The 6,169-nt window shown below is 40.2% G+C and carries 5 protein-coding genes and 2 pseudogenes; 6 read left to right on the top strand and 1 reads right to left on the bottom strand.

The window, feature by feature from the left end; translation table 11 throughout:
* From VNZ46_RS07830 to VNZ46_RS07805, 6 genes and pseudogenes are all read left to right on the top strand, one after another.
* Positions 1-311, top strand: a pseudogene (locus VNZ46_RS07830) (tRNA pseudouridine(55) synthase); the annotation flags it as partial.
* Position 312: 1 nt separating this feature from the next.
* A complete protein-coding gene (locus tag VNZ46_RS07825; RefSeq protein WP_133779920.1) occupies positions 313-1,176 on the top strand; it encodes a YitT family protein in 864 nt (287 codons plus the stop codon).
* A 10-nt stretch (positions 1,177-1,186) separates the two neighbouring features.
* On the top strand, positions 1,187-2,131 hold the full coding sequence (locus tag VNZ46_RS07820; protein WP_199081665.1) for a bifunctional riboflavin kinase/FAD synthetase: 945 nt from the start codon (positions 1,187-1,189) through the stop codon (positions 2,129-2,131).
* A 50-nt stretch (positions 2,132-2,181) separates the two neighbouring features.
* A complete protein-coding gene (locus VNZ46_RS07815; protein WP_325559514.1) occupies positions 2,182-2,508 on the top strand; it encodes a hypothetical protein in 327 nt (108 codons plus the stop codon).
* A 55-nt stretch (positions 2,509-2,563) separates the two neighbouring features.
* A complete protein-coding gene (locus tag VNZ46_RS07810) occupies positions 2,564-4,792 on the top strand; it encodes a cation:proton antiporter (RefSeq protein ID WP_325559513.1) in 2,229 nt (742 codons plus the stop codon).
* Between the two features lie 25 nt (positions 4,793-4,817).
* A complete protein-coding gene (locus tag VNZ46_RS07805; RefSeq protein ID WP_325559512.1) occupies positions 4,818-5,855 on the top strand; it encodes a DUF2157 domain-containing protein in 1,038 nt (345 codons plus the stop codon).
* A gap of 2 nt (positions 5,856-5,857) precedes the next feature.
* On the opposite strand, the pseudogene VNZ46_RS07800 reads toward VNZ46_RS07805, so the two are convergent.
* Positions 5,858-6,169, bottom strand: a pseudogene (locus tag VNZ46_RS07800) (lysine transporter LysE); the annotation flags it as partial.

The following is a 6,169-nucleotide window of genomic DNA, read 5'->3' as shown; positions in this document are numbered from 1 at the left end:
ATTCCGCGGTTAAGGTGAATGGAGAGCGTTTGTACGTGAAAGCCCGAAGAGGCGAAGAAACAGAATTGCGCATACGCCATGTTTCTGTTCCTGTATTTGAAATTACCCGGATTGAATTGCCTGAAATTGATTTCAGAATTGTATGCAGTAAGGGCACCTATATCAGGTCCCTGATCTCTGATTTCGGCAAACACCTGAACAACGGAGCATATTTATCTAAACTTGTCAGAACCAGAAGCGGAGATTTCCTACTGGAAAATGCATTTGAGGTTATGGATCTGGTTGGCTATCTTAGAAGCAAGAAGGAATAACATGCGTGGTCAGACAAAATCCGGAAAACTCAATTTCACTAAAAACCTGTTTTTAATAGCCTGCGGCATCACTTCCGCATGTTTTGGTTTAAAGAGCTTTTTACTTCCAAGTGGTTTTATTGATGGTGGAGTAACAGGTATATCACTTTTGATCAGCCGGTTGACCGGACTAAAGCTTTCCTATCTAATTGTTCTGATCAATATTCCTTTTGTTATTCTTGGATACCGTCAAATCGGAAAGATTTTTGCTATTAAGACGGCCATAGCTATTGCATTATTAGCTATTTTATTAATCGTTGCACCATTTCAGCCCATCACCCATGACAAATTACTGATTGCATTTTTTGGGGGCTTATTTTTGGGAGGGGGAATAGGTCTTGCCATGCGTGGTGGCTGTGTGATCGATGGTACGGAGGTTCTTGCCTTATTTCTGAGCAAGAAGAGCACCCTGACCGTAGGGAATATTATCCTGATCTTAAACATTGTCATTTTTGCCTTTGCAGCCATATTTCTGGACATCGAAACTGCACTCTATGCCATTCTAACATACTTATCGGCATCAAATACCGTTGACTATATTGTCAATGGTATTGAGCAATACACTGGAGTTACCGTCATTTCCGTAAAAAATGAGCATATTAAAAAATTCATCATCCACCAAATGAAACGTGGCGTTACGATTTATAAAGGCGAAGGTGGTTACGGAGAGAAAAAGGACATTGATATTCTTTATACGGTTGTCACAAAGCTAGAGATGAGCAAGCTGCAAACTGCGATCAGGCAAATAGACCCGGATGCCTTCGTCATCCAGCAACAAATAGCCGATATTAGAGGTGGTGTAGTTAAGCGCCAGCCATTACATTAATTTTACTACATTGAAGATATATAATCAACTTTCTGAATTCAAAAAACTGGACCATGCTGTGGTAACCATTGGCACTTTTGACGGGGTACACTACGGACATCAGAAAATCATCAGAAGATTATGTGAACTGGCCAGAGCAACCGGTGGAGAAAGCGTGATCTTAACTTTTTTTCCTCACCCCCGACTGATCATAGATCCCGAAAATCAGGATTTAAAAATGATCAACACCATCAAAGAGAAAGCCCAGATCTTAGCAGATTTAGGTGTAGATCATTTAATCATTACCCCTTTCACACGTGATTTCTCCAATTTAAATCCGGAAGAGTACATTCAAAATGTACTCGTAGAGACAATAGGGACCAAACATTTGATTGTCGGTTATGATCACCGTTTTGGCAAAGACAGAAAAGGAGGAATGCCCGAACTGGAAGTTTGCGCCAAAAAATTTGATTACAACATAGAAGTGATCGACGAGCAGGATATCAACGACGTTGCAGTAAGTTCCACAAAAATAAGACAAGCATTACTTACCGGCGATGTGGCCCTGGCTGCAAAGTACCTGGGTTACCATTTTTCTTTACAGGGCCGGGTAATTAAAGGCGATAAAATTGGGCGTACTATTGGTTTCCCCACAGCCAATCTTTTTGTTGAAGAATCTTATAAACTTATTCCTTCGGATGGAATTTATGCCGTTACTGTAGACATGGAGGAAGGCTCTTACAAAGGAATGGCTTATATTGGCCAGCGGCCAACTATTAACGGAATGACCAGAAATATCGAAGTCAATATTTTTGATTTTAACAAAGAAATTTACGGACAAGATATAAAAATGTCTTTCCTGGAGTTTTTGCGTCACGATGTTAAATTTACTGGATTAGAAGCGTTGAAAGAGCAACTTAAACAGGATAAAGAAAATACGCTTAATTTTTTCAAAAAACTGTCACAAAATGCTTAAAACTTAATTTAAAGCACAGAACTGGCCTTTTTTTTAGTATATTTACTTCAATGAGGTATCTTTACTTGCTCGTTTTATGCATTTGTTTCCAGCTTTATTCTTTCTCTGCATTCGCTTCAGGAAAGATGAGACTAGACCGTAAACAAATTGCTTATGCGGCAGGAAAGACATGTACTGCGGATCCAGATACTTTTAACGATGACTTTCAGACAGTACCTCAAGCCATCAAAAAGTATAAAGCCCAGATCAACCTGCTTCCGGAATATTGGACATATCATATTCTGCGTGTTTCAAACACAGCCTATAAGCCCGCTTTCATTTTCTCACATTATTTAATTATTTTTAGTTTTCTGTACCCTAAACATGTTTTTTGGTAAGTATAATTTGTAGTCATCCGTTCACAATTATTTATCCATTTTAAAACAGCGTTTCATGATACATTTGCCAGTATTGATTACCGATCTTGGTCTTATCCTTGCCGCCGCAGGGGTCACTACACTTTTATTTAAAAGAATTAAACAGCCTCTTGTACTGGGCTATATACTTGCAGGTCTCCTTGTAGGTCCACATATTAAATTCATTCCAACAGTAACCGATAAAGAAAGTATTAACATCTGGGCCGAGATTGGAGTCATTTTTTTACTGTTTAGTTTGGGACTGGAATTCAGTTTCAAAAAACTTGTTAAGGTGGGAGGATCAGCTTCCATAACGGCTATTGTTGAAGTGGTCTTTATGCTGCTGATCGGATTTGCAGCCGGACAGCTGATGAGCTGGTCGGTTATGGACAGCATTTTCCTTGGGGGTATACTTTCAGTTTCTTCTACTACAATCATCATCCGTGCTTTCGAAGAACTTGGCGTAAAGCATAAAAAATTCGCAGGGCTGGTCTTTGGTGTCCTGATTGTGGAAGACCTCGTGGCTATTCTCCTGCTGGTTCTGCTTTCCACACTGGCAGTCAGTCAACAATTTGCAGGCACGGAGATGCTCATTTCCATTTTGAAACTTTGTTTCTTTCTGGTCCTCTGGTTTATCGGTGGTATCTTCCTGATCCCCACTTTTCTCAAGGCTACGAAAAAACTGATGAACGACGAGACGATGCTGATCGTCTCTATCGCCTTATGTTTAATTATGGTCTTACTTGCCGTTAAGGTTGGCTTCTCTCCTGCGCTCGGTGCCTTTATCATGGGCTCTATCTTAGCAGAAACCACCCAGGCTGAACGTATAGAACATCTTACAAAATCGGTAAAAGATCTCTTTGCTGCTATTTTCTTTGTTTCAGTGGGTATGCTTATTGACCCGAAGATCCTGATCGATTATGCCGGTCCTATTCTGATCATTACCATAGCGACCGTCCTGGGTAAATTTCTAAGCTCAGGCCTCGGTGCTTTAATTTCCGGGCAGCCTTTAAAAACTTCGGTACAAACAGGAATGAGCCTTGCACAGATCGGCGAGTTCTCGTTTATCATCGCAACACTGGGATTATCTTTAAAAGTGACCAGCGAATTTCTGTACCCTATTGCAGTTGCAGTGTCGGCCATCACTACATTTACTACCCCCTATCTGATTAAAGCCTCTGAACCCTTTTACAAGTTCATTGAACGTTCTTTACCTAAGCAATGGATAGAAGGCTTAAACCGTTACAGTTCCAGTACAGCAGGCATTACGACCCTCAGCGATTGGAAGGTCTTTCTTAAGGCCTATACATTCAATACGATTATTCACAGTGTGATCTTAATCTCCATTGTCGTATTGGGCTCAAAATATGTACAACCATTTATTGCTGAACATCTCATCAACGGACACAATGGAACCGTGATCAGCCTGCTGCTTACCCTGATGATCATGACACCATTTCTATGGGCTCTTGCTTTAAGAAAAATGGAAAGAAAGGCTTACAGCAATCTGTGGTTAAACAAAAAATACACCCGAGGTCCTTTAGTGGCACTCGAAATACTAAGGATTGCCCTGGCCATTTGTTTTGTAGGTTTTCTCATCTTCCAGTTTTATAATACACTCATCTCCATTGCTATTGCTCTGGCTTTAATCCTTGCGGTGATGTTCATTTTCTCCAGGAAATTGCAAGCTTTCTACAACAGACTGGAAAATCGCTTTCTTTACAATCTCAATGCCCGTGAAGCACAAAATGCCCAACCAGAGATCCTGCCATGGGATACACATTTGGCAGAGCTCACCATTGCACCAGAATCCAAACTGGTTGGCTTTACGTTAATGGAACTGTCCATCCGGGAAAAATATGGCGTCAACATTGCCTTAATTGAAAGAGGAAAAATCATGATTCCTACACCAGGTCGCGACGAACGGTTATACCCTCATGATAAAATCCTGGTTATCGGGACAGACGATCAGCTGGCTGTTGTTAAAGAATTATTTGAGGGTGCTGTCGATGAAACTTCACATACAGATTTCCCTAAAAATGACATGACCCTGCAAAAGATTGTCGTAAACAGCTCCTCTCCAATTTATGGACACAGCATCAGAAATTCAGGGATCAGAGATATCACACAAGGACTTGTTGTCGGGATAGAAAGAAAAGGAGAGCGAATCCTTAATCCTGATTCCAATATAATTTTTGAAAATGATGATATTGTTTGGATTGTTGGAAATCACAAAAAAGTTCCTGATCTGTTAAAGAAAACCTAACTTAAGGTTTTTATCATCCCCGCCAATGAAATTAGATCAGGAAAAAAGTGAGTTTTTAGACGAAATGCTCCAATATTGGCAGGATCAGAATATGATAAACAGCGAACAGGCCAAGTTGTTACAGAACAGTTATGAATCCAAAAGTTTTGACTGGAGAAGGCTTGCTCAGTATTCCTTTTGGATTGCAATGGCCTGCGGAGTAATTTCTTTAGGTGCACTCCTGATCGACAAGGATATTCTAACTTATTTAAAAAAGCTGTACGATACACCAGACAGTATCATCAGCCTGCTGTCTGCAGCAGCCGCAGGCATCTTATACTACAGGAGCTTTCAAAGACGAAAAACACATCAGATGCAGATTTTCAGCAATGATGCACTGATTTTTACTGCAGTCATGCTTACTGCCAATGCTATTGCTTATCTGGGTAAGGCCATCGGCAGTAACGGCTCGCATTTTTCCTTACTGATCCTTTTATCTGTACTGATTTATGGTGTTCTAGCCTATGTCTTTAAATCCAGACTGATCTGGGCTTTTGTACTTCTTTCTTTGGGAGCGTGGTTTGGAACAGAAACAGGTTACCTTTCCAGATGGAACTGGTATTTCATAGGACTGAATTATCCGCTGCGATTTGTATGCTTTGGACTGCTGCTTACCACCTCAGCATTACTGTTAAAAAGAAATAAAAAATTCGAACTGTTTTACGGCACCACTTATATCAGCGGCATGGTCTACCTCTTTGTATCTCTCTGGCTGATCTCTGTATTTGGGAATTATGGAACACTTGAAGAATGGTACAAAGTCAAACAACTCAGCCTTTTCTACTGGGGTATTATTTCTGCAAGTATTTGCATACTCAGTATCTGGATTGGTCTAAAATACAGAGATGATATTGCCAGGGAATTCGGGATCACCTTTCTTTTTATCAATCTCTATACCCGTTATTTTGAATATTTCTGGGACAGCTGGCACAAAGCCTTGTTCTTTTCCGTTCTGGCAGCTTCATTTTGGATCATTGGCCGAAGAGCTGAAAAGATCTGGAATGTAGAATTTCTGAAAAAATAATGCTAAACTTTTATAAAGTGAATATAGACAATCTTACAAATATGGTAGGCTGATAAAGCAAAGAACAAGATGGCAATGCTCTTATTTACAATATAACTGCTCAGGTCAAACTTCTCTTTAATGTATTTGGCAAACCGCGCAAAACCATATAAAGCCAGAGCAGCACCTATCCCCGATCCAACACTAAACACGCTTAAAGAAAGATACCCAATGTCTATCCATTCATGGGAGATCAGATAGGTTCCAACAAAAAGCCAGTAAGGAATCTGCATTGGATTCAATACACCAAGTAACATACCGTAACGAATACTATC

Source organism: Pedobacter sp. (genome assembly GCF_035566355.1).
GTDB lineage: Bacteria > Bacteroidota > Bacteroidia > Sphingobacteriales > Sphingobacteriaceae > Pedobacter.
This window is presented reverse-complemented; position numbering and strand designations above follow the sequence as displayed.

Excerpts from the sequence above, each read along its gene's own strand:
- VNZ46_RS07825 (WP_133779920.1), top strand. The coding sequence starts at position 313 with ATGCGTGGTCAGACAAAATCCGGAAAACTCAATTTCACTAAAAACCTG.
- VNZ46_RS07815 (WP_325559514.1), top strand. The coding sequence starts at position 2,182 with ATGAGGTATCTTTACTTGCTCGTTTTATGCATTTGTTTCCAGCTTTAT.
- VNZ46_RS07810 (WP_325559513.1), top strand. The coding sequence starts at position 2,564 with ATGATACATTTGCCAGTATTGATTACCGATCTTGGTCTTATCCTTGCC.
- VNZ46_RS07805 (WP_325559512.1), top strand. The coding sequence starts at position 4,818 with ATGAAATTAGATCAGGAAAAAAGTGAGTTTTTAGACGAAATGCTCCAA.